Source organism: Brachybacterium halotolerans subsp. kimchii (genome assembly GCF_020792675.1).
GTDB lineage: Bacteria > Actinomycetota > Actinomycetes > Actinomycetales > Dermabacteraceae > Brachybacterium > Brachybacterium halotolerans.
In genome coordinates this window covers 2,312,501-2,335,511 of record NZ_CP086254.1, presented here as the reverse complement: position 1 = coordinate 2,335,511, position 23,011 = coordinate 2,312,501, and the positions used below count along the sequence as shown (strand labels likewise).

Here is a 23,011-nt window from a genome sequence, read left to right as displayed (position 1 = left end):
CGGTGGTGTGCTGTCACGCAGCTTCCGCCCCCGATGCACTGGAGTCGATGATGACCCTCCCCGGATCCCGCCCCGTCCGCGCCCCGCGCGGCACCGAGATCACCGCGAAGAGCTGGCAGACCGAAGCGCCCCTGCGCATGCTGCAGAACAACCTCGACCCCGAGGTCGCCGAGCGGCCCGACGACCTCGTCGTCTACGGCGGCACCGGCCGGGCCGCCCGCTCCTGGGAGGCGTTCGACGCGATCCTGGCCTCCCTCGCCGACCTCGAGGACGACGAGACGCTGCTCGTCCAGTCCGGCAAGCCCGTCGGCATCCTGCGCACCCACGACTGGGCGCCGCGCGTGCTCATCGCGAACTCGAACCTCGTCGGGGACTGGGCGACCTGGCCCGAGTTCCGCCGCCTCGAGGCCGAGGGTCTGATGATGTACGGCCAGATGACCGCGGGCTCCTGGATCTACATCGCCACCCAGGGCATCCTCCAGGGCACCTTCGAGACCTTCGCGGCGGTCGCCGCCAAGCGCTTCGGCGGATCCCTCGCCGGGACCATCACGCTGACCGGCGGCTGCGGCGGCATGGGCGGCGCCCAGCCGCTCGCCGTGACGCTGAACGGCGGTGTCTGCCTCATCGCCGACGTCGATCGCACCCGCCTCGAGCGCCGCGTCGCCAAGCGCTACCTCACCGAGATCGCCGACGACCTCGAGGACGCCATCGCCCGCGCGAACGCCGCCCGCGAGGAGCGGCGCGCCGTCTCCATCGGCATCGTCGGCAATGCGGCCGACGTCTTCCCCGCGCTGCTCGCGCGCCACCGCGCCGGCGACATCGCGATCGACGTCGTCACCGACCAGACCAGCGCCCACGACCCCCTGTCCTACCTGCCGATCGAGCACGACATGGACACCTGGCACGCCGAGGCCGAGGCCAATCCGGAGGGCTTCACCAAGAAGTCCCGCGAGTCGATGGGCCGCCAGGTGCAGGCCATGGTCGAGTTCGCCGACGAGGGCGCCGAGGTCTTCGACTACGGCAACTCGATCCGCGACGAGGCCCGTCGCGCCGGCTGCGAGCGCGCCTTCGCCTTCCCCGGCTTCGTCCCCGCGTACATCCGTCCCCTGTTCTGCGAGGGCCTCGGCCCGTTCCGCTGGGTCGCGCTCTCCGGCGACCCCGAGGACATCGCCGTCACCGACGCGGCGCTCAAGGAGCTGTTCCCCGAGAACGAGCACCTGCACCGCTGGCTCGACGCCGCGGGCGAGTTCGTCGAGTTCGAGGGCCTGCCCGCCCGCATCTGCTGGCTCGGCTACGGCGACCGCGCGAAGGCGGGGAAGCTCTTCAACGACCTCGTGCGCGACGGGAAGGTGAAGGCCCCGATCGTCATCGGCCGCGACCACCTGGACTCCGGCTCCGTCGCCTCGCCCTACCGGGAGACCGAGGGCATGCTCGACGGCTCCGACGCGATCGCCGACTGGCCGCTGCTGAACGCGCTCACCTCCACCTCCTCGGGCGCGACCTGGGTGTCGATCCACCACGGCGGCGGCGTCGGCATCGGCCGTTCCATCCACGCCGGGCAGGTCGGAGTGGCCGACGGCACCGAGCTCGCCGCGCGCAAGCTCGATCGCCTGCTCACCAACGACCCGGCCATGGGCGTGCTCCGGCACGTGGACGCGGGCTACTCGCGAGCGGCCGAGGTCGCCGAGGAGCGCGGCGTGCGGGTGCCGATGCCGCCGCAGGTGCGCGACGCCGAGGACCCCGACGCCGCCCAGCGCGCGGCCTCCGCGAAGGCCGGCGCCACCGCGGCGCCGGCGAAGATCTGAGGAGGCGGCCATGGCTGCGACCACCTCCACCGTCGAACGCCGGAGCATCGAGTTCGTCCCCTCCTCGGAGCGCCACGGCGGCGTCACCCAGCAGTTCACCCTCTGGTTCGGCGCGACCCTCCAGATCACGGCCGTGGTCGACGGCGCCCTCGCCGTCGTCTTCGGCTCCCACGCGCTGTGGGCGATCATCGGCCTGCTCCTGGGCAACCTGTTCGGCGGGGCCGTGATGGCCCTGCACTCCGCGCAGGGCCCCAAGCTCGGACTGCCGCAGATGATCTCCAGCCGCGCGCAGTTCGGGGTGATCGGCGCCGCGCTGCCGCTCGTGCTCGTGGTGCTCATGTACCTCGGCTTCGCCTCGACGGGCACCGTGCTGTCGGGGCAGGCGATCAACCGGATCCTCCACGTCGACGCCCCCTGGGTGGGGATCGTGGTCTTCGGCCTGATCACCTTCGTCGTCGCGGCCGTCGGCTACCGCTGGATCCATGGCCTCGGCAGGATCGCGACCGTGCTCGGCATGCTCGGCTTCGCCTGGATCACCCTTCGGATCTTCACCGTCTACGACGGGGCGCACCTGCTGGCCGACGCCACCTTCGGCGCGGTCCCGTTCCTGCTCGCCATCGCCCTCGGCGCCGGCTGGCAGCTGACCTTCGGCCCCTACGTCGCGGACTACTCGCGCTACCTCCCGGCCGACACCCCGGCGCGCCGCACGTTCACCGCGACCTTCGCGGGCTCCGTCCTAGGGTCGATGTGGGCGATGACGATCGGCGCCCTGCTCGCCTCGATCCCGCACTCGAGCTTCCTGGACAACCAGGTCGGGTTCGTCGGCGAGCTCGCCGGGGGCGGGCTCATCGCCCTCGTGATCTACCTGGTCATCGTCTCGGGCAAGCTCACGATCAACACGCTCAACGCCTACGGCGGGGCGATGACGATGCTCACCACCGTCACCGGCTTCTCGAGGCGCAGCGTGGTGCGGCCCGCCCTGCGCCTGGTCTTCGTGTTCACGTTCCTCGCGCTGTCCGTCGTGATCGCCCTGGCCGCCTCCGCGGACTTCCTCGACAACTTCAAGAACTTCGTGCTGCTGCTGCTCATGGTCTTCACGCCGTGGAGCGCCATCAACCTCGTGGACTTCTACCTGGTCTCCCGGGAGCGCGTGGACATCCCCGCGCTCTACGACCCCAAGGGCAGGTACGGGGCCTTCGACGTCCCGGCGCTGGTCACCTACGTGATCGGCATCCTCGTGCAGATTCCGTTCCTCGCCCAGTCGATGTACACGGGTCCGCTCACGAAGATGCTCGGCGGGGCCGACGTGAGCTGGATCGTCGGGCTCGTCGTCCCCGGGGCGATCTTCCTGGTCTGGGGGCGCGCCACGCGCCGTCCGCCGGAGCGCACGATCCTGCCCGAGGGCGCGGACGACGGGGCCCCCGGGGCAGACGCCGAGGAGGTGCGGCGATGAGCCTCGCCCAGGACTTCGATGCCCGCTGGGCGCAGCTGCTGCCCGTCGGACGCAGCGCCGAGACCGGCGGCTACCGCCGGTACGCGTGGACCCGCGAGGATCACACCCTGCGGGAATGGTTCGCGGGGGAGTGCGCGGCCCTCGGCCTCGACCTCACCGAGGACCGCATGGGGAACCAGTGGGCCTGGTGGGGCGATCCCGACCGGACCAAGGGCGTCGTCATCGGCTCCCACCTGGACTCGGTGCCCGACGGCGGGGCCTTCGACGGCCCGCTCGGCGTGGTCTCCGCGCTCGCCGTCGTCCGCGCTCTGCAGGCGAGCGGCTTCACGCCCCGCGTGCCGATCGGTGTCGTGAACTTCGGCGACGAGGAGGGCGCGCGCTTCGGTGTGGCCTGTGCGGGATCGCGCGTGGTCACCGGAGCGATGACGGCCGACCGGGCGCTCGGGCTCACCGACGCCGAGGGCATCAGCATGGTCGAGGCGCTGCGCAGCGCGGGCCGCTCCGCGGACATCGGCCCGGATCCCGCGGCGCTCGCCAGGATCGGCTCGTTCGTCGAGCTGCACGTGGAGCAGGGCCGGGCCCTCGACCTGCTCGACCCGGCGACCTCCGCGGTGGCCGTCGGCACCGACATCTGGCCCCACGGACGCTGGCGCGCGGACTTCACCGGCCGCGCCGACCACGCCGGCACCACCGCGCTCGCGGACCGCGAGGACGCCATGCTCGAGGCCGCCCGCTTCGCGCTCGCCGCCCGCGAGGCCGCCGAGCGCCGGGACGGCGAGCACCGCTGCGTCGCGACCGTCGGGAAGGTCAGCCTGCAGCCCGGCGGCGTCAACGCCATCCCCTCCCACGTGACGGCCTGGCTCGATGCCCGCTCCCCGCACGAATCCCTGGTGCGGGGCGTCATCGAGGACCTCACGGCGATGTTCCCGGGCGCGCTGCGGGAGGAGTCGTGGACGGCGACCACGCGCTTCCACGACGAGCTCACCCTGCGGGTGCGCGACGCCCTGGGGCCGGACACGCCGATGCTCGGCACGGGCGCCGGCCACGACGCGGGCATCCTCGCCCAGGCGGGCGTGCCCACGACCATGCTCTTCGTCCGCAATCCCACCGGCGCCTCCCACACCCCCGAGGAGTTCGCCGAGCCGGCCGACTGCCACGCCGGCGTCGAGGCGCTCCTGACCGCCGTCCGGGACCTCGCCTCATGAGCGCGGGACAGGGCGGGCGCTCCGTCTGGTGCGAGCACGCGCTCCTGCCGGACGGGGCGGCTCACGGCGTCCGGGTGGTCCTCGACGGGGACGGGCGGATCGCCGTCGTCGAGCGGGCCGAGGCGCGCCCGGAGGACGAGGTCCTCCGCGGGGTCACCCTGCCGGGGTTCGCGAACACGCACAGCCACGCCTTCCACCGCGCCCTGCGCGGCCGCACCCACGACGCGGGCGGCACCTTCTGGACCTGGCGCGAGCGGATGTACCACGTCGCCGCGCGATTGGACCCCGAGAACTACCTGGCCCTCGCGCGCGCCGCCTATGCGGAGATGGCGCTCACCGGCGTCACCGCCGTGGGCGAGTTCCACTACGTCCACCACCAGGCCGGCGGCGCCCCGTACGAGGACCCGAACGAGATGGGGCGCGCCCTGCAGCAGGCCGCCGCGGAGGCCGGCGTCGCCCTGACCCTGCTGGACACCGCCTACCTGCAGGGCGGGCTCGACGAGACCGGCCACACCGCGCTCTCCCCGGAGCAGGCGCGCTTCGGCGACGCCGACATCGACGCCTGGGCGCAGCGGGCGAGCGGCCTGCGCGCAGAGGGCGCGTTCCGCGTGGGCGCCGCCCTGCACTCGGTGCGCGCGGTGCCCCTCGCGCAGCTCCGGGAGGCCGCCGCCCTCGTCCCCGCGGTGTGCGACACGGGCTCCGCGATCGCCCCACTGCACGTCCACGTGAGCGAGCAGCCCGCCGAGAACCGCGCGGCCCTCGACCGCTACGGCCTCACCCCGGTGGGCCTGCTCGCCGAGGCGGGCCTCGTCGGCCCCGACCTCACCGCCGTGCACGCGACGCACCTGACCGGCGAGGACGTGCGCCTGCTCGGGGACGCGCGCTCCTGGGTGAGCCTGTGCCCCACGACCGAGCGGGACCTGGCCGACGGCATCGGCCCCGCCCGCGCGCTGCACGACGCCGGGGTGCGGCTGTCGCTGGGCAGCGACCAGCACGCCGTCGTCGACCTCGTCGAGGAGGCGCGCGCCGTGGAGATGCACGAGCGGCTCACCACCCACGAGCGCGGGCGCTTCACCCCGCAGGACCTGCTGACCCTGGCCACCGGCCACGAGAGCCTCGGCCGGGAGGACGCCGGTCGGATCGCGCCCGGCGCCCGCGGCGACCTGGTGACGATCCGCCTGGACTCCGTGCGCACGGCCGGCGCAGATCCTGCGCAGGTGCTCCTCGCCGCGAGCGCCGCGGACGTCACGACAGTGATCCGCGACGGGGAGACGATCGTTTCCGACGGGCGACACCGGCTCGGGGACGTCGGCGCCCTGCTGCGCGACGCCATCGCACCCTTCTGGGAGGACGCATGACCACGACCCTGCTCACCGGCATCAGCGAGCTCTGGACCCTGGACCCCGCGCTCGAGGAGGCGCCGCCCGGCGCCTCGAAGGAGCGCGGCGCGGCCGACGGGCAGATCCTGCGTGAGGCCGCCCTCGTCATCGATGACGACCGCATCGCCTGGACGGGCCCCGCGACCGAGGCGCCCGCGGCCGACGAGCGCATCGACCTCGAGGGGCGCGCCGTGCTGCCCGGCTGGGTCGACTCCCACACCCACCTGGTCTTCGACGGCGACCGCTCCGCCGAGTTCGAGGCGCGCATGGCCGGGCAGTCCTATGCCGCCGGCGGCATCCAGGTCACCACCGACGCGACCCGCGCAGCGGACGATCGCCGCCTGGAGGACCTGGTCAGAGGCCGGATCGGCGAGGCCCTCGCGGGCGGCACCACGACCCTGGAGACGAAGACCGGCTACGGCCTCACTGTCGCGGACGAGGCCCGCGCCGCCGCGCTCGCCGCCCGCCTCGTCGCGGAGGGCACGCTCGACGAGGCGACGTTCCTGGGGGCCCACCTGGTGCCCTCCGAGTACGACGGGGCCGACGGCCGTCCGGGCCCCGCCGAGTACCTGGACCTGGTGGTCGGACCGATGCTCGAGCAGGTCCGCGGGAGCGTGCGCTGGATCGACGTGTTCTGCGAGGACGGCGCCTTCGACACTGCAGCCTCCCGGCGCGTCCTCGAGGCGGGACGCGCCGCCGGGCTCGGCCTGCGCGTGCACGGCAACCAGCTCTCCGGCGCGCAGCGCGGCGTGCAGCTCGCCGTCGAGGAGCACGCGGCGAGCGTCGATCATCTGAACCACCTGGAGGCGGCCGACGTCGAGGCCCTCGCCGCGACCGCCGACCGGCCCGTCGGACCAGCCGGCCGACCCGTCGGACCAGCCGACCGGCCCGTCGGACCCGGCGCGCGCGACGGCCTGCTCGCGGTGGATGCGGGGCCGACGGTCGCCACCGTGCTGCCCGCCTGCGATCTCTCCACGCGCGCCCCGCTCGCGCCCGCCCGGGACCTGCTCGATGCGGGAGCGCACGTCGCGATCGCGAGCAACTGCAACCCCGGCACCTCGTACACGAGCGCCATGGGCTTCTGCGTCGCGACCGCCGTGCTGCAGATGCACCTGAGCCTCGCCGAGGCGATCCGCGCCGCGACCCGCGGCGGGGCCCTCGCCCTGCGGCGCTCCGACGTCGGCCACCTGGGCGTCGGCGCACGCGCCGACCTGCAGGTGCTCGACGCCCCCGCCGCGATCCACCTCGCCTACCGCCCCGGCATGCCGCTGACCCACCAGGTGTGGCGCCGCGGGCGCCGCGCCGCCTGACCCCGCCCGAAAGGACCCCACCCCGATGAGCACCGCCCACGCCCCCGCGTCGACCGACCCCCGCGAGACGATCCGGCTCGCGAGCTCCGACCTCGCCCCGGCCGACGTCCTCGCCGTCGCCCGCCGCGGAGCCCGCGTCGAGCTCGACCCCTCCGCGCGCGAGGAGGTCGCGCGGGTGCGCGCCCACATCGACGCCCTCGCCGCCCCCGGCCACGCGCCGGTCTACGGGGTCTCCACCGGCTTCGGCGCGCTCGCGGACACGTCGATCGAGCCGTCCATGCGCCACGCCCTGCAGCGCTCGCTGATCCGCTCCCACGCCGCCGGCACCGGCGACGAGGTGGAGCCCGAGGTGGTGCGCGCGCTCATGCTGCTGCGCGCGAAGACCCTGGCCACGGGGCACACGGGTGTGCGCCCCGTGGTGCTCGAGACGATGCTCGCGCTGCTGAACGCGGGCATCACGCCGATCGTCCACGAGTTCGGCTCGCTGGGCTGCTCGGGCGATCTGGCGCCGCTCGCCCACTGCGCGATCGTGCTGATGGGGGAGGGGCGCGCCCGCGGGGCCGACGGGGTCGAGCGCCCCGTGCCCGAGCTCCTGGCCGAGGCGGGCATCGAGCCGGTGCTGCTCGAGGAGAAGGAGGGCCTGGCGCTCATCAACGGCACCGACGGCATGCTCGGCATGCTGCTCATGGCCCTCGCCGACCTCGAGGAGCTCGTGAAGATCGCCGACCTCACCACCGCGCTCACGGTGCAGGGCCTGCGGGGGCGCGACAGCGTGTTCCGCCCCGAGCTGCACATGCCGCTGCGGCCGCATCCGGGCCAGGCCGCGTCGGCCGCGAACATCCTCGCGCTGCTCGAGGACTCGCCGATCATCGCCGACGTCGCCGCCGAGGGCTCGCGCGTCCAGGACGCCTACTCGCTGCGCTGCGCCCCGCAGGTCGCCGGCGGGGCCCGCGACACGATCGCCCACGCGCGCACCGTCGCCGAGCGCGAGATCGCCGCTGCGATCGACAACCCGGTGGTGCTGGACGACGGCGAGGTCACCTCCAACGGCAACTTCCACGGCGCGCCCGTCGCCTACGTGCTGGACTTCCTGGCCGTGGTCGCCGCCGACCTCGCCTCGATCTCCGAGCGCCGCAGCGACCGCATGCTCGACAAGTCCCGCTCCCACGGGCTGCCGCCGTTCCTGGCCGACGACCCCGGCGTGGACTCCGGGTTCATGATCGCTCAGTACACGCAGGCCGCCCTGGTCTCGGAGATGAAGCGCCTCGCCGTGCCCGCGAGCGTCGACTCGATCCCGTCCTCCGCCATGCAGGAGGACCACGTGTCGATGGGCTGGCACGCGGCCCGCAAGCTGCGCCGCTCCGTGGACTGCCTGCGCCGCGTGCTCGCGATCGAGCTGCTCACGGCCGCCCGCGCGATCGACCTGCGCGCTCCGCTCGCGCCCTCCGAGGCGTCGGCCGCCGCGATCGCGGTGCTGCGCGAGAGGGTCGAGGGTCCCGGCCCCGACCGGTTCCTCGCGCCCGACATCGCCGCCGCCGAGGAGCTGCTCGCCGACGGGTCTGTGCTCGCCGCGGTCGAAGGGGTCGTGGGGAAGCTGGGGTGAGGCGGGGGAGACCGGGGTGCGTCAGCTCGCGCCTCCGGTCACGTGTGGATTCGCGGCGAACGCCGGGAACAGCGGTGCCGGAGGATTCTCGGACTCGGGCCACCGCGACACCATCGTCTCCATGAGCGCTCGGATCCACTCCTGCACGGCGGACAGATCGTGCGTCGGCTCTGCGATCCGCAGGAACGTGCGGATCTGCTGCACGATCTGGCCTCGCCGGCGACGGCCGTCAGCGGGTGTCTGATCCGCCTCGGCGATGAGCCGCAGCCGGCGGAGCCGCCCGATCAGTGCGATCGCCGCCCCGTCGGCGAGCATCTGATCGTAGTTCTCGAGGATCCGCGCGGCGCCGCCCGCGCTCAGCGCCGTGCGGTAGGCGGCGTCAGCGGATGCGACCACGGCGTCCGGCAGGACGGCCCACGGCGCGCTGTGGTGGGGGAACGGGTAGTGCAGGAAGCAGGCATCGATCCCGGGGTGCCCGAAGCCACTGCTCTCGAAGTCGACGAGCCGGGCCCCGTCGGGGGTGAGCAGGACGTTCGTCGGATTCAGGTCCAGATGGGTGAGCACCGCGCCGCACCCGGGCGCTGCGGCCCGCCGGAGCAGACGGCCGAACTCCTGTCGTGCCCGGCCGCCCTGCGGCAGACCAGTGTCGGCGCACGCCTGCTCGATCTCGTCCCAGGCTTCCCACCCGAAAGCGTAGGACTGCCCGGTCTCGACGTCGGCCGCGAAGGCGGCGAGGTGCTGCGCGTGCTCGGCATCCCGGCCCAGGGTGGCGGCATGAAGTCGCCCGACGGTCGTCGCCATTCCCGTCATCGCGCGTGCCGCCGCCGTGGGGTCCCGCCCCAGGAGGCGTTCCTGGAGCGTGGGCCATGCACCCAGGTCGCTCTGGACCAGAAGTCCCGCGGCGTCGTCCATGAGGATCGCCCGGGCGGTGACACCGCTCCGGGCCGCGGTGCGCAGCGCCGCGGCCTCGCGGCGGAGATACGCCGGACCGCCATGGCCGGCTCCATTGACCCGCCGCGTCTTGACCAGCACGGTCGGACCGATGCCAGGGACAGCGCGATCCAGTTCCAGGCGGGTGACGGGCGCCCACTCATGTCCCACGTGCTGCGAGGACACAACGGCAACGCCGTCACCGGTGATCCGGGACAGCGCCGCGCGGATCGTCGCGAGGCGCTCAGCGGTCAGCGGGTGGGCGGGCATGCGGATCAGCGTAGTGGTGCGTATGCGCGCCCGGAGGCCTTCAGAACGCTCGGACCCTCCACCTTCGAGCGCAGTCCAGGAGCGACGTCGTTGCACGTCACCATCGCCTCGCCGTCCTCAGCCGAGGGAACCCATACAGGTGCGCAGGGCCTCGATCCGCGGATCTCTCGTGCTTGCCGGTCGCCGGCGTACCTGGAACGCGAGCAGTTCGCAGCAGGCGACGGTGACGAGGGACCGGAATGCGTCGGCACCGACGGCGGACTCCCCGGACCGCCGGATCATGCGGGCGACGGATCCCGGCGCCGACTCCGTGATCGCCTCCCGATACAGCCACGCATGGTCGATCGCGCGGGTCCCGGGGCCGCAGGCGTCGATATCGATGACCGAGATCTGCCCCGTCGGGTCGACCAGGAGGTTTCCGAGGCCCATGTCTCCGTGGACCGCATCCCGGCGAGGCAGGGTGATCGGCCCCAGCCGGTCCACGAGGTCCAAGGCCTCGTCCGCGACGGCACTCGTGGCGTCACCGGCCTGCCGGAGAGTGCGGATCGCGTCGGAGTCCTCGGACACGACGGCCAGTGCGTAGTCGCTCCAGGTCGACGCGGAGGGCTCGGCGACACCCGCCTGAAGTTCGATCGCGTCCAGCAGGCGTGGCAGATCCAGCGTTTCCCAGGTCGGGGTCGATCCTTCGACGACGCCCATGACGACATAGCCGACTCCCGTGGCGGTGATGCCCGAGTACGCCCATGGGGGCGTGGGATAGCCGTGGCGCACGAGCGCGTTCACCAGAGCCGTCGTCTCGTTCCGACGGGCGAGAAGCTGTTCGCCGGTGCTGGTCTTGAGGACCAGGCGTCTGCCCGATGCGCTCTCGAGGAGCCAGACACCGCCCTGCAGACCGCCGGGGAGGCGGCGCACGTCAGGGCAGGCGAGGTCATCGTCGGCCGAGAGATGAGCGAGGGCATCTGCGACCGCCGGCGGGAGGGGGTCGCGATTCGCGCCGTCGATCATCACGCATGCGACCGTATCGCGGGCGTGTGGTCACGATGGCGCTGCGCTTCACCAGGACGGTGGTTCCGAATTCCGGGGAGTCACCAGTCGATCGCATCGAGGTGGCTGTGCCCGTCGAGCAGACGGGCGATCCGATGTCGCGCGGCTCCGCGCGCGGCCGCGTCCCCATGGTGCGCGGCGATCGCGAGCTCGACGCACAGGTCGTAGGCCCGCAGACGCTCCGGCAGGTCCCCGCTCGCGAAGAGAGCCGGGCAGGCACGGCGCAACCATCTCGGCACGTCCTCGAGCGAACCCCGGGGGAGACCCGTGCAACGGGGCGTGGGCGGGAACTCCTCGGGTCTCGCGCACCAGCGCAGGATCGTGTCGAGCTCGGCATCCGCGGGCTGGGCGAGCGCCTCCGCGAAGTCGATCAGACCTGTCACCCGGCCGTGCTCGACGATCACGTTCGACCCGTGCACGTCTCCGTGCACGGGAGCGGGCCGGGCGGAGTCGAAGAGCGACAGTCGCGCCCGAAGCCAGGTATCCACCTCGTCGAGCAGGTGGTCGTCATGTTCCGGTGCACGGCGCGCCGCGTCGACCTGCTGGATCGCGGCATCGACGACGGGCGGGTGGAAGGCGGGCCACGCGCCGCCGGAGAGAGCACCCGCGAGCCACGGGGGCAGGAGATCTGCGGGGACGGGGACGCGGTGGAGCGCCTGCAGCGCCGCGCCGAGGCTCTCGACGATCGTGCGGCGCGTGCGCTCGTCGGCCGTCGGCCATTCCTCGTGCAGGGTCCGTCCGGGAAGGCGCTCGGAGACGTACCAGGGGCCGTCCGGGCCCTCGCCGTGGGCGATGTGTCGTGCGTGCGGGACGTCGGTGTCGGCGAGCAGTCCGACGACCCGTGCCTCGTGACGGTAGGCCTCGCGGTGCCGAGGGTCGGTGTTGAGCCGCACGACGAACTCGTCGCCGACCCACGCCCGACTCACCCAGCCAGACCGCGGGCGGAAGTCGCCCGACGTGGGCAGCCTGGCCTCGGAGAGGATGCGCCGCAGCACGTGATCGGCGCTCGGATCCTCGGCCGACTGCTCTGCGGGGTGCACACGCTCAGCGTGGCATGGGTCCTCGTTGCCGGTCGATGGATGAGGACAGTGCTTCCTCTCGCCCCCTTTGACGGGCTCCCCGCGCCGGAAGGCGGACAAGGGCCAAGCGGTCACCCGCCCGACTTCCACCCACTCAGGAGCACGTCGAACGCGCGGCGGAGGCGCTCGACGCCCTCCGGTGCGAGGAACGCCGCGTACTCCGGGTACTGCTCGACCAGGATCAGCAGCTGGTGGGCGGTGACGCGTCGCCGTGTGGATTCGGGGTCGGCGCCGTGTCAGCCTTCACGGATCGTCATGGCGGAGATCCTGTCGCCCAAAAGGTCGAAGCGGAAGCTCGACGGGCCGTTGGCGTGTCGAGAGCGCCAGTCGCCGACGACCGTGACCGAGTCGCCGTCGGTGGTGACGGAGGTGATGTCGAGGGTGGGAGCGGAGCCGATGAACTCCTTCTCGCTCCATGCGTGGATCTCATCGAACCCGGTGAGCACTCGGCCCCAGTCGTCGACGGTGGGGTTCGCGGTGAACGCCTGCGTGAATGCGGTCGTGTCGTGTGCCATCACGGCTTCGAGGAACGAGGCCACGGGCTCAGGAATGGTGTCGGTCATCGGTGTCTCCTGTCGTGAGGGGCGCTGTCAGCGGGTGGTGTAGCCGCCGTTGGCGAAGATGGTCTGGCCGGTGATCCACCAGCCCTCGGTGGCGAGGAATCGGACGATCGGAGCGATGTCCTCGATCTGCGTGAGCTGGTTGCCCATCGCCTGCGACTTGTGGAACTCGACGCGGTCCGGGGTCTCCTGCCCGTAGAAGAACGGCGTATCCATCGGGCCGGGGGCCACGGCCGACACGGAGATGCCGCGCTCGGCGAACTCCTTGGCCGCGGCGCGGGTGAAGTGCTCCACCGGCGCCTTTCCGCCTGCGTACGTGGAGTAGCCGTCCGTGAAGGCTGCCAGCAGAGCCGTGACGATCGTGATGACCTTGCCGTCGTCCGCGACGTGCTTCCCGGCCTCCTGGATGAAGAAGTAGGCGGCCTTCGCGTTGATGTCGAACATCGAGTCGTACTCGGCTTCGGTGGTCTCGACGATCGGCTTGCGCAGCACCTTGCCGACCGTGTTCACGGCGACGTCGATCGTTCCGATCTCGTTCTCCGCGTCGGTGAAGAGCCGGGCGATGTTGGCGGGGACCGTCAGGTCGCCCTGGAAGATGGCACCCCGCCCTCCGGCCTCGCGCACCGCGGCGAGAGTCTCCTCCGCATCGGCCCGACTGGCGTCGGAGTTGTAGTGGATGGCGACGTTCGCCCCGGCCTGCGCGGCCTGCCGGGCGATCAAGCCGCCCAGGTTCTTCGCACCACCCGCGATGAGGACGTTCTTGCCTGCGAGGGTCGGTTCCGTCATCTCGCAACCTCCATGTCGTAGATATGCAACGCCATAGCGGCGATACATTGGCTAATGTAGCAGCATGACAGAGCACGGGGGAAGCGGTACACGGGAGCGCCTGATCTCCGCTGCGGCGGAGCTCATCGCCGCCAGCCCCGGTGAGGACTTCTCGCTGCGCGCGGTGTGCGACGCCGTCGGCGTGAAGATGCCGACGCTCTACCACTTCTTCGGCTCCAAGCAGGGGCTGATCGACGCCGTCGTCGAGCACGGCTTCGACGTGTACCTGGGCCGGAAGGAATCGATGGGATCCTCCGGCGATCCCATCCAGGACATCCGGTCGGGATGGGATGCGCATGTGGCGTTCGGCCTCGCGAACCCCGGCTTCTACACGCTCATGTACGGCAAGGTCCGGCCCGGCCATTCCCCGGAGGCGCAGACCCGCCCGAGCGAGATCCTCCGAGGGCTGACGGCGCGCGCGGCCGAGCAGGGACGCCTCGCGGTGCCGTCCGACCAGGCCGCGGCCCATGTCCTGGTCGCCAACATCGGGGTGACGCTGCGACAGATCGTCCTGGCGCAGCCTGATCCGGAGCTGTCCGCCGCCGTCCGCGAGGGAGTCATCGCCGCCATCACCGGCACTGCCCGTGCCTCCACGGACCCTGTGGCCGCGACGATCGAGATCGTCGCGGCTGCGCCCGACGTCCTCGGGGAGGCGGAGACCGCGCTGCTCCTCTCGTGGCTGACCCGTCTGCGCGGTGATCGACGCGACGAACCCGGCTCGCGGTAGTTCTGACGCTGCGGGGTGCGTCTCCGGGGGAAGCTGCCCGGTCGGGACTGCCGCACGATCAGGTCAGTTCGGGTGTCAGGCCGCGAGGTCCACGGCGGGTTCATGATGATCTCGTATTCGATGGGTCAGCGTTCCAGACGGGCTTGTCGGCACAGAACGTGCGATGCGAAGTGGGCAAGCGCGACAGGTGGCATGAGATCAGCAAAGACCCTGACAGGACGTCCGGGTCAAGTACATGAGGACGTCTCGATTGTCGTGAGTCTCGCGCAGCGAGCGGACCGAGAGCACGACGGCCCCCATGTTTCAGTCGGGATGATCGCCGTGGCCTTCGAAGTCCTATCAGGGCTTCGCTCTCGGTGAGTTCCCCACTGCATTCTGTGCCTGCTCGCTCGGTGGGACGACGTGAATGCCGAGATCCGTCCGCCCCGGCAGGAGATCCTCTCTCAGTGAGCGTGTCCGGGAATAGTCTCCGTCTCGGAGCCGCCGGAACAGTCGCGTCGGTTCCTGAGGTATCCCGGCCAACCTGGCACGGAGACGATCCGCTTCCCGGTCGCCGTCTTCGCTGCTCAGGGTGTCGGCGTCGTAGACGACATGCAGCGGGAACGATGCGATGCCCGTGTACCAGAGGGCGCCGTGGGTGAGTGGGAGCAGCAGCGTGTCCAGATCGCCGCTCACCCCTCGTGAGCTCAGCGTGCGCTCGTCCTCACCGGCGGTGACGATGATCAGCGCGCTGCGTCCGGCGAGGCCGCCGTCCCCGTACCGCCGAGGAACGCCGAGCTCCGGATCCAGGTCACCGAAGGCGAATCCCGCAAGGAAGACACGATCGATCCAGCCCTTGAGGATCGCCGGTGGCCCGTACCACCAGGGCGGGAACTGGAGCACAAGGAGCTCGCCCGCGGCAAGCTTCGCCTGTTCCTCGCGGACTTCGTCGGTGAGCAGACCGCGAGCATGCGCGTGGGAGGCGAGATCGCCGATGTTCCCGGTGGACCCCGCGAGTTCTCCGAGATCGCGGTCGGACAGGACGGGGTCGAAGTCCTGCGCGTAGAGGTCGGAAGTGCGGACGTCAAAAGTTCTGGAGAGCTCGCGCACGCCGGCCTGGAAGAGGTGGTCGTTCAGAGACGCCTTCCGTGGGTTCGCGTTCACCCACAGAGCGGTCCCTGGCTTCGGACGATGACTGATCATGGTGGTTCCTTCGCGATAATCGTCAGGGTGAGAGTCGGGGCATCGTCCCGTGCCGTTTTCGGGCACCCGGCTTCGGTCCGCCCAGGGCCTCCTGTCCTCAGTCCGCAACGCGCCCGCCGAGATGGGTCGCGAAGAACCGCTCCGCGGCGCGGAACATGGCCAAGAGGTTCTCAGGGTTGACGATGAAGTGGCCCTCGTCGTCGAAGACCAGGTAGCCCACGTCAACTCCTCTGCCGCGCAAGCCCTCGACGATCGTGTCCGAGTGCGTGCGCCGCGCACGAACATCGTGCGCGCCCTGTACCACCATCAGCGGTGCGTGGATGTCATCCAGGCGGCTGATCGGTGAGCGTGCCAGCATGTCGGCCTCCTGTTCGGGGTCGGAGGGGTCGCCCACGTAGCGCAGCCAGTTGTTCGTCAGGCCTGTTCTCGCGTACTCGGGCACTGAACGGATGAAGTCCGCGAGGTCGGTGACGCCGACGTACTCCACGGCGGCTGCGAACACGTTCGGAGTGAAGGCGACTCCCACCAGGGCCGCGTAGCCGCCGTAGGAGCCGCCGAAGACGCCGACGCGCTCGGGATCGGCATGGCCATGGGCGACCGCCCAGGCCACAGCGTCCAGGAGGTCGTCGTGCATGCGGCCGGCGAATTCTCCCACCGCCGCCTCCATGTGGTCGCGCCCGAACCCTGCGGAACCGCGGAACTGGGGCTGCAAGACCGCGTAGCCGCGATTCGCCCACAGCTGGACCGTCGCGTCGAACCCCCACCAGTCTCTCGTCCACGGCCCTCCGTGGGGCATGAGGACCATCGGCGGCGGGCTATCTGCCACTGCACCATGGGGAAGGGTGAAATAGGCCGGGAGCAGGCGGCCGTCGCGAGCGGGGATCTCCGTCTCCTGCACGGGCGCCAGCAGCTCCGGGTCGAGGTGTCCGGCGGTCCGCGCGAGCCGCCGGCCCGTGCGCGTTCGGTGGTCGTAGAGCCAGGTCTGCGGATCGCGATCGTGCAGGAAGGAGACGATCCACCTGCGGTTCTCCGCATCGCTGGAGATCGCGCCGATATCGCCGTCGCAGAGTGCACGCATCTCGTCGAGCACCTCTCGGAAGCGTGGTTCGAGTGCGTGGATATCCATCCGCATCCCCTGGTAGCGCACGCCCAGGAGCTCTCCGGTGCGCCGATCGCGGATCAGCGGCGAAGGCACGCCGGAGAAGATCTGTCCGCGGGTGTCGAGGTCGCAGGTCGGATGCCGGTCGATCTCGGTCTCCGTGCCCGTCTCCAGGTCGAGCCGCGCAAGATGCATGTGGTCAGTGTCCCGATACGAGCCGAACCAGATGCCCGTGCCGTCGGGCGTCGCCTCGAACGGGTGGACTCCGATGGGGTAGGCGTCGCCGTCGAAACCGGCGATGCGGTGATCCCCGTGCCAGAGCTCCCATGTCCCGTCGGCATGCTGCCTCTGGGTGAGCACCGCTTCCCCGGCCACGACATGCGTGGCCCCCGGGTCCGGGCTCTGGGCGAGCACTCGCAGCTCTCCGGAGGCGATGTCGAGCTCGTAGAGGTCGAACTCCGCAGGGTCGCGCTCGTTGAGCTGGAGGAGGGCACGGCCCGGGGACTCCGGGCGCAGTTCAAGCCCCTGGACGGTGGCCTGGGGGAACGGTGTGAGATCGACGGTCGGGGCCGACGGGTCCTCGAGGTCGATGCGGTAGAGGTGCCAGTTCTCGTCGCCCCGATCGTCCTGTTGGTAGAGCAGCCACCGAGGATCGTCGGTCCACTGGTAGCGGGAGACGGTGCGGGACTCGTCGGCGGTCACGCATCGGGGAGGGGAGTCGCCCTCGAGATCTTGGATCCATACGTTCAGCCGGTTCCTCCACGGCGCGAGGAACGCGATCCTCGTGCCATCCGGAGAGATCGTGAACCCGGTGCGATCGGGCAGACGGAAGAAGTCTTCGGTGGGGATCAGTGCGGGGGCGGTCATGGGAGCGTCCTCTCAGGGCGACGGTCGTCGGAGGCGGGCGAGGTGGTGGCGCGCATGCTGGTGGTGCTGCGTCGGAAGGCCCAGACCACGAGGAGCGCAGCCAGGATCGTCAGCGGGGTGCCCATCGCGAGGCGTGCGATACCGAGGCCCCCGGTGTTCGACTGCACGTACAGCCATTGCTGGATCACGAACCGGGCGCCGAACACCAGCGCGGCGAACGCGGTGGCGATGTCATGGGCACGCAGGTCACCGGGGTGCGCACGCCAGTTGTTCCGCCCACCGTGGACGGCATTCCAGATCACTCCTGATACGGGGCGTCGCGCCAGGAGCGAGCCCGCCGTCAGCACGAACCCGGCCAGGGAAGCCCAGATCCCCACGACGAAGAAATCGCGCGCGGAACCGGTCCACATCACGATCCCGATGGCGACAGCGACGCTCACGAGGCTGCCGACGGCAGAAGCGATTCGCTCGCCACGCACCAGGCGCACGACGAACAGACCGACGCCGGCCGTGATCGACAGCGCGATGGTCGGGGTGAGCGACAAGAACGTGTTCGCCAGGACGAACACGATCACCGGCACCACGGAGTACGTCAGCCCCAGCGGGCCGCCCATCTGGTCGACCACACTGCGGGTCGTGCGCTCGTTCTTCTCGAGTCGGGTACTCATCGGACCTCCAGCGGTTGTAGAAGCTGAGACAGAGGCAACGGCATGCCGTAACGGCACACTCAAGGGCTGTGGGCGCTGAGTCCTCTCGGGCAGGGGGATAGCAGTCATCGCTCGAAGGGGTCGTCGGCCCGGATCTTCCACGTGAACCCGCGGTCGAAGAGCAGAGACCCGTTCGCGTCACGTTCGAGCGCGAGGTCGTGGTCTCCGCTGAGCGTGAGGCGGTCGTCGCCATCCGCTGCATAGGCGAGGTCGACGGTCTCCGCGCGAGTCCGGGCGTACTGGAGCGCCGACTGTCCCGGCTGCTGCAGGGGCTTGAGCGTGAGGGTGAGCGTGTTGCCTTCCCGCACGTACGTACCGGTGAGAAGGGATCCATCGCGCAGACGGACCTGCGCGGTGGCAGCGCCGTCGGTTCGGATGTTCCCGAGCGCGACATCCTCCCAGCTCGACCCCTGGGCGGAGTCGTCGGCGGGTGCGCTCCACACTCCCGAGGGAAGGGACTCGTCGATCGAGCTCGTGGGCTGTGCGGCGGCGACCGAGAGGCCGGTCGCCATCAGGACGACCAATCCCGTCACGGGTGCGATGACACGAGCGAGCCGCTGCGGGCGCTCGGACCGGAAGAGCCGAGGCCGGACCGCAGCCGGGACGGGCCCGTCGCCGATGATCGCCACGACGATCCGCTTCGCCCAGGGTGCGAGAACGACGAGACTCATCACCAGCAGGGCGATCGCGAGCTGTTTCGCCGGCATGTCGTAGCCGAGGTTGAGCACGAGGACGAACGTCATCGAGGCGGTCGACACGAGGGCGCCGAACACCACCGTGCGTCGCCATATGAGCGCGACGGATGCGCCGACCTCGGCGAGCCCGGCGAGGAGCTGGAACAGAGGCGAGAAGCCCACCATGCGGGAGAGCAGGCCCATGGGGCTCATCTCTCCCAGGGCGATGAGCGCCTCGCCCACGTCAGGGTGGCCGAATTGCCAGAGTCCCAGCTTGATGACTCCGTTGAACAGCAGCATGACCGCGAGCAGGAGGCGTGTCGCGCCGTGCAGCCACCACAGGAGCACATGACGTGAGGGCTCGGGCGGTCCGCTGCCGACCTGTTCCGCGCGGCTGGTGCCCGTGTCGGTGTCATCCGGGACGAGGGTCGGGTGGTTCACGGCGGCAGCTCCTGATGGTTCGGGTGCGGGATGCCGATCGATGGAGAGCATCCCGGAGGTGGCCCGACGGTAGAGTTGGCCGTCACGGCATGGTCCAGACCTGGTGATGTGGGAGTGGGGCGCATGGGGTGGAGCACTCAGGAGATCGCCGATCTCGCGGGGACGACGCTGCGCACCGTGAGGCACTACCACGAGATCGGTCTCCTTCCCGAGCCGCCCCGTGGCACCAACGGGTACAAGAGCTACGGCGTGAGCCACCTGACCCAGCTCCTGCACATTCGCCGCCTCGTCGAGTTCGGCGCACCGCTGAGCGAAATCCGCACCATGGACCTGAGCGTGGACTCCGGCTCGGCCTCGGCGGGGTATCTCACCACCCTGCGCCGCCTCGACGACGAGGCGCAGCGCGCCATCCTGCGCTTCCAGGCCATCAGGGCCGGCATCCGTCAGGAGCTGGAAGCCCGTGAGGACGGACCCGAGGCGGAAGGCGATGGTCAGGAGCTCTCGCCCGCCGACGAAGGCTTCATGAAGGTCCTGTCACGCGTGCTCCGCGCGGACGCTCTCGAGTCGTGGAACGCACTGCACGACTCGGCGCCCCGGGATGCCGCGCTCGTGGCGTTCGCGGACATCGACGACGCGGCGAGCCCTGAGCGGCGTGCCGAGGTCGCGACCGAGCTGGTCGATGTGATTCGCCGCATCTACTCCGACCACCCTGAGCTGGTGGCGCCCGCCTTGGCCTCGGGGCGCCAGCGGCCGATCGCGCGCGAGGCGATCGGGGTCGCCCTCAAGGAGCTCTATCGGCCGGCGCAGCTCGACGTCCTGGCACGGGTGAACGCTCTCCTGAGCGACGAGGTGCCGTAGCACCGGTATCTGGAGCGGTGGGGACGGGAGGGTGCGGGGCGCTCGTGCGCGTCGCGCGCATGCGCGGGTCCCGCTCGACCGGACTCGCATCATGCCCAGCCGCTGACTCTGGCCCGCCGCTCACGCTCCGCCTGCCACCGCTGGTAGTGGTGCCAGTCGAACATGATCGGCCCGGCCTGGATGCGTGCGCCGCTGCGCGAGCGGATCTGGACCAGAGGGGCGCCCCAGGCGACGGTGTCGGTGATCGTCGCGATGTCCTCGTAGGCGATGGTGCGGGTGCGTCCGAGCGGACCGCGCAGCGTGAAGGCGGTCGGCGATGCGTCGACGTACACGATGACGTAGAGGACGAGCAGGATGATGCCGAGCAGCATCATGCACGGGCCGGCGATCATCATCTCCCGGCCGTTCTCCGGGTCGGCATCCTGCGTGGTTCCGATCAGGCCGATGAGGGCCCCGAACAGGAAGATCAGCATTCCCGCGAGAGGGCCGAACAGCGGCATGCGCCGTCGCATGGTCGCCTGCGGGTCCCGTCGGACAGCAGGCCGATCCCGCCACCGTTTCACGATCAGGATCGTGACCCAGACACCCAGCGTGGCGCCCAGGGAGATCAGCCCCTTGAGGGCGAGCGGCGCCAGCGAGTCCCAATCCAGGTGCATGAGCAAAGGGTAGATCGCAGAGCGGTTACCGCAAGCCCGATGTCCGGCGTCGGCAGCGGATGGCTGGCGACCGACGTCGGCTCAGGCCCCGGCGCCGTCCCAGACCACGCGCCCGTCCTCGTTGAGCCGTGCGCCCTCGCTGGGCTCGTGCGGTCGCAGCGTCCCGTCGTGCATGAGGTCCAGGACCTCGACGCCAAGCTCGAGCTCCATGACGTCGCCGATGACCCGACGGTGGCAGCGCCACCACACGGCCTCGGAGCACATGATCGCGGTGGGGGCCGTGCTGCAGTCCTCGAGCAGCTCGGCGGCGCCGGCGCGGAAATCGGCGGAGCGGGTCCACGCGGCGTAGGCGCGGAAGGCCGCGACCCGCCACCAGGTATCCGGCGAGGCGTTGTCCTCGTCCTTCGTGAGACGGCGTCTGCCGCCCAGGCGCTCGTCCCAGCGGTAGGCGATGCCCGCCTCAGCGCAGATCTCGGGCACCGACCCCTTCGCCGCGGCCTCGTTCGCGCGACTGCCGGGGAAGCGGCGCACATCGACGAGGCGCTGGATTCCCGCGTCCGTGAGCAGCGCGGCGAGCTTGTCCCGCGACAGAGTGCCGTGGCCCAGTGTGATCAGCAGCGAGGACATGCGTCCAGGATGGCACCGCGGCCGGGGCACCAGCGGAGGATCAGGGGAGGTTGGACGCGGAAGCGCTCACCGCACCTCCCACGCCTCCACGTCTCCCGGCACCGTCGTCAGCAGCGGATGCGCGGCAGGGACCTCGCCGTCGGCGGGAAGGCGCTCGAGCCACTCGGGCGAGCGGCCCTCGCACTTGCGGCGCAGGTGCGCGAGCTCGAACTCGAGCTGTCCCGTGGTGACGGGGATCGGTGCGGTCGCGTGCAGGGCCGACGGGTCGCCGGGCTGCAGGATCCGTGTGGCGTCGAAGCGGTAGCCGCGGGCGGTCGCCTCCTCGCGCAGCCCCACCAGGTACGCACCGATCGCATCGAGCGGCTCGGGGTGTGCGCGGAAGCGGGTGAGCTGCGGATGGCGGGTGTATCCCTTCGTGCCGCCGGCCAGCACCTTCTGCGCGAGCAGCGTCTCCCGCCAGCCGGCGATGAGCGCGGCGCGGTCCAGGAGGAACGGGTGCAGGCTCCACAGTCGCATCCCTCGATCCAAGCACGTCGGGTCGTGCCCGACCTGATCGCGCCCGATCTCGCGCGGGGCGCTCGGAAGGGGCGGTCGCCGGCGATGCCGTGGGTCAGGACGTGCGACCCGCGGTGCCGCGGCGGATGAGAGCCTCGAGCCCCGTCGCATCGGGGCGATACGAGGGATCGACCTCGCGGAGCCGTGCCGCGAAATGGGAGAACGCCTCGAGCGCCGTCCACGGGGTGAGCGGTCCCTGGAGCGCCCGCAGCACGTCCCGCGCCCGAGCGTCCTCGCCGGTCGCGAAGCGGTGGTGGTCCGTGCCCTCGCTGCGATCGGCCAGGAGCATGCCCTGGACGAGGGTCTCGCGGAGGACGCCCAGCGTGAGATGCAGGCCGATCAGCTCGTTGCCGCGACCGAATCGGGTCGCCGCCAGGGCGGCGTCGAAGCGCACCGCCGCATCGGACGGGGGCTCCGGCAGCACGGCCGATCCCTCGAGGATCGAGAGGTCCACCGCCCGGCCGTCGGCCAGGACCGTGCGCACCACGGTGCGCTCCTCGGTCGTGGAATGCTGGAACGTCCAGATCGGCGCGCCCAGGGCGGCGGCCACGTCCACGGGGGCGTCGGTCCTGATGCGCACGTCCAGGTCGCTCCACGCATCCAGCGACGCGGGGTCGGTCGCGGATCCGTACGCCTCGACCTCCGCTCCCGGCAGCGCCGCGCGCAGATCGCTAAGGGTCCGCAGCTGCCAGGGTGTCGCCAGCCGCAGGTGCAGGATCGGATACGGCCGACCGGCGTCGTCCCTCTCGCTGCGCCCGGCGACCTCGAATCCGTGGTGCGCATAGAAGCCTGCGGCCCGCGGGTTCTGCTCGTTGACGTCCACCCGCGAGACGCCCTGCGAGCGGATCGCGTGCTGCAGGAGGGCTGAGCCCACGCCGCTGCCGCGTGCCGAGGCGTCGACGAAGAGCATCTGCAGCTCGTCGCCGCTCACGCCGGAGAAGCCGACGGGCCGGCCGTCGCGCTGGGCGACGCGCAGCTCCACGGCCGGGAGGTAGTCGCCGGGCAGGTGCGCGGCGATCTCCTCTCGATCCGAGGGGGAGAGGAAAACATGCGTGGCCTCGACGGCGCTGCGCCAGATCTCCACGAGGGCGGGGTACTCGGCGGCACCGATCGTCAGCCGGATGGTCAGGTTCTCCACCCCTCGAGCCTGCCAGG

21 protein-coding genes are annotated in these 23,011 nt (G+C 71.3%); 8 read left to right on the top strand and 13 right to left on the bottom strand.

What is annotated here, in order from left to right; all coding sequences use genetic code 11:
* Nucleotides 1–50 precede the first annotated feature (50 nt).
* The 6 genes from Bra3105_RS10510 to hutH are packed head-to-tail and all read left to right on the top strand — an operon-like array spanning nt 51 to nt 8,755.
* A complete protein-coding gene (locus Bra3105_RS10510) occupies nt 51–1,805 on the top strand; it encodes a urocanate hydratase (protein WP_228359642.1) in 1,755 nt (584 codons plus the stop codon).
* 10 nt (nt 1,806–1,815) lie between these two features.
* Complete coding sequence (locus tag Bra3105_RS10505) at nt 1,816–3,258, top strand: purine-cytosine permease family protein (protein ID WP_228356649.1); 1,443 nt, start codon at nt 1,816–1,818, stop codon at nt 3,256–3,258.
* Entirely contained in the window at nt 3,255–4,463 is a 1,209-nt protein-coding gene (locus Bra3105_RS10500) for an allantoate amidohydrolase (RefSeq protein ID WP_228356648.1), read from the top strand. Before Bra3105_RS10505 ends, Bra3105_RS10500 begins: the two co-directional genes overlap by 4 nt.
* Nucleotides 4,460–5,821, top strand: coding sequence for a formimidoylglutamate deiminase (locus tag Bra3105_RS10495; protein WP_228356647.1), 1,362 nt, complete (start codon nt 4,460–4,462; stop codon nt 5,819–5,821). Before Bra3105_RS10500 ends, Bra3105_RS10495 begins: the two co-directional genes overlap by 4 nt.
* Entirely contained in the window at nt 5,818–7,152 is a 1,335-nt protein-coding gene (locus Bra3105_RS10490; protein WP_228356646.1) for an amidohydrolase family protein, read from the top strand. Before Bra3105_RS10495 ends, Bra3105_RS10490 begins: the two co-directional genes overlap by 4 nt.
* 25 nt (nt 7,153–7,177) lie before the next feature.
* Entirely contained in the window at nt 7,178–8,755 is a 1,578-nt protein-coding gene (hutH, locus tag Bra3105_RS10485; protein ID WP_228356645.1) for a histidine ammonia-lyase, read from the top strand.
* 21 nt (nt 8,756–8,776) lie between these two features.
* Here the strand turns inward: hutH and Bra3105_RS10480 are convergent, their stop codons facing one another.
* The 5 genes from Bra3105_RS10480 to Bra3105_RS10460 all read right to left on the bottom strand — a co-directional run bounded on the left by Bra3105_RS10480 (nt 8,777) and on the right by Bra3105_RS10460 (nt 13,424).
* Nucleotides 8,777–9,955: an aminoglycoside phosphotransferase/choline kinase family protein gene (locus tag Bra3105_RS10480; protein WP_228356644.1), complete on the bottom strand. Its 1,179-nt coding sequence runs from the start codon at nt 9,953–9,955 to the stop codon at nt 8,777–8,779.
* 117 nt (nt 9,956–10,072) lie between these two features.
* Nucleotides 10,073–10,960 (bottom strand): phosphotransferase, encoded by an 888-nt coding sequence (locus Bra3105_RS10475; RefSeq protein ID WP_228359641.1) that lies wholly within the window; start codon nt 10,958–10,960, stop codon nt 10,073–10,075.
* Nucleotides 10,961–11,040: 80 nt separating this feature from the next.
* On the bottom strand, nt 11,041–12,039 hold the full coding sequence (locus tag Bra3105_RS10470) for a phosphotransferase family protein (protein WP_228356643.1): 999 nt from the start codon (nt 12,037–12,039) through the stop codon (nt 11,041–11,043).
* Nucleotides 12,040–12,314: 275 nt separating this feature from the next.
* Nucleotides 12,315–12,641 (bottom strand): nuclear transport factor 2 family protein, encoded by a 327-nt coding sequence (locus Bra3105_RS10465; RefSeq protein ID WP_228356642.1) that lies wholly within the window; start codon nt 12,639–12,641, stop codon nt 12,315–12,317.
* Nucleotides 12,642–12,668: 27 nt separating this feature from the next.
* Nucleotides 12,669–13,424 carry an SDR family oxidoreductase gene (locus Bra3105_RS10460; RefSeq protein ID WP_228356641.1) on the bottom strand — a complete coding sequence of 252 codons (756 nt, stop codon included), beginning with the start codon at nt 13,422–13,424 and terminating at the stop codon, nt 12,669–12,671.
* 64 nt (nt 13,425–13,488) lie between these two features.
* On the opposite strand from Bra3105_RS10460, the gene Bra3105_RS10455 reads away from it, so the two are divergent.
* Nucleotides 13,489–14,190: a TetR/AcrR family transcriptional regulator gene (locus Bra3105_RS10455; protein ID WP_228356640.1), complete on the top strand. Its 702-nt coding sequence runs from the start codon at nt 13,489–13,491 to the stop codon at nt 14,188–14,190.
* Nucleotides 14,191–14,529: 339 nt separating this feature from the next.
* Here the strand turns inward: Bra3105_RS10455 and Bra3105_RS10450 are convergent, their stop codons facing one another.
* The 4 genes from Bra3105_RS10450 to Bra3105_RS10435 all read right to left on the bottom strand — a co-directional run bounded on the left by Bra3105_RS10450 (nt 14,530) and on the right by Bra3105_RS10435 (nt 19,160).
* Complete coding sequence (locus Bra3105_RS10450; protein WP_267061618.1) at nt 14,530–15,333, bottom strand: NAD(P)H-dependent oxidoreductase; 804 nt, start codon at nt 15,331–15,333, stop codon at nt 14,530–14,532.
* A gap of 136 nt (nt 15,334–15,469) precedes the next feature.
* Nucleotides 15,470–17,338: a S9 family peptidase gene (locus tag Bra3105_RS10445; RefSeq protein WP_228356639.1), complete on the bottom strand. Its 1,869-nt coding sequence runs from the start codon at nt 17,336–17,338 to the stop codon at nt 15,470–15,472.
* Nucleotides 17,335–17,964, bottom strand: a complete 630-nt coding sequence (locus tag Bra3105_RS10440) for a DUF3159 domain-containing protein (RefSeq protein ID WP_228356638.1) — start codon at nt 17,962–17,964, stop codon at nt 17,335–17,337. Before Bra3105_RS10440 ends, Bra3105_RS10445 begins: the two co-directional genes overlap by 4 nt.
* Nucleotides 17,965–18,110: 146 nt before the next feature.
* Nucleotides 18,111–19,160, bottom strand: coding sequence for a DoxX family protein (locus tag Bra3105_RS10435; RefSeq protein ID WP_228356637.1), 1,050 nt, complete (start codon nt 19,158–19,160; stop codon nt 18,111–18,113).
* A gap of 177 nt (nt 19,161–19,337) precedes the next feature.
* Between Bra3105_RS10435 and Bra3105_RS10430 the strand changes: the two genes are divergently transcribed.
* Nucleotides 19,338–20,018: a MerR family transcriptional regulator gene (locus Bra3105_RS10430; RefSeq protein ID WP_407650875.1), complete on the top strand. Its 681-nt coding sequence runs from the start codon at nt 19,338–19,340 to the stop codon at nt 20,016–20,018.
* Between the two features lie 89 nt (nt 20,019–20,107).
* Here the strand turns inward: Bra3105_RS10430 and Bra3105_RS10425 are convergent, their stop codons facing one another.
* The 4 genes from Bra3105_RS10425 to Bra3105_RS18565 all read right to left on the bottom strand — a co-directional run bounded on the left by Bra3105_RS10425 (nt 20,108) and on the right by Bra3105_RS18565 (nt 22,994).
* On the bottom strand, nt 20,108–20,674 hold the full coding sequence (locus Bra3105_RS10425; protein ID WP_228356636.1) for a hypothetical protein: 567 nt from the start codon (nt 20,672–20,674) through the stop codon (nt 20,108–20,110).
* 81 nt (nt 20,675–20,755) lie between these two features.
* Nucleotides 20,756–21,301 (bottom strand): DUF488 domain-containing protein, encoded by a 546-nt coding sequence (locus tag Bra3105_RS10420; RefSeq protein WP_228356635.1) that lies wholly within the window; start codon nt 21,299–21,301, stop codon nt 20,756–20,758.
* A 66-nt stretch (nt 21,302–21,367) separates the two neighbouring features.
* Nucleotides 21,368–21,817 (bottom strand): pyrimidine dimer DNA glycosylase/endonuclease V, encoded by a 450-nt coding sequence (locus tag Bra3105_RS10415; RefSeq protein ID WP_228356634.1) that lies wholly within the window; start codon nt 21,815–21,817, stop codon nt 21,368–21,370.
* A gap of 94 nt (nt 21,818–21,911) precedes the next feature.
* Nucleotides 21,912–22,994 (bottom strand): acetyltransferase, encoded by a 1,083-nt coding sequence (locus Bra3105_RS18565; protein ID WP_323188816.1) that lies wholly within the window; start codon nt 22,992–22,994, stop codon nt 21,912–21,914.
* Between the last annotated feature and the right edge of the window lie 17 nt (nt 22,995–23,011).